Origin of the sequence: Vibrio sp. 10N.222.49.C9 (assembly GCF_041474985.1) — a bacterium.
In the GTDB taxonomy this organism is placed as follows: domain Bacteria; phylum Pseudomonadota; class Gammaproteobacteria; order Enterobacterales; family Vibrionaceae; genus Vibrio; species Vibrio crassostreae_C.
Map to the genome: position 1 here is coordinate 1 of NZ_JBFRVD010000505.1, position 228 is coordinate 228.

A 228-nucleotide genomic window follows, 5' to 3' on the forward strand; every position below is an offset into this window, starting at 1 on the left:
AATATGAAAAATAGAGCAGAAGTCTTAGCTGAGTATTTCTCAGATGGTTTGGAAGTTGGGCAGTTTGAGGCGGAGTTGCTGGATACTCAGGGCGTTGGCCATAGAGTCACTATCAATGTTAATCCCCTATCAATTGCGCAAGAGATAGATGCTGAACAGGCTGATATTTATGGTTGCTCGGTTGAGCCAATGATCGAAGCAATGATGGCCGGTGTTCCTATTGAGGTG

1 protein-coding gene is annotated in these 228 nt (G+C 44.7%); it reads left to right on the top strand.

Features of this window, described 5'->3' with window-relative positions; all coding sequences use genetic code 11:
* On the top strand, positions 1-228 hold a 228-nt coding region (locus AB4585_RS24205), incomplete at both ends, for a hypothetical protein (protein WP_372171300.1).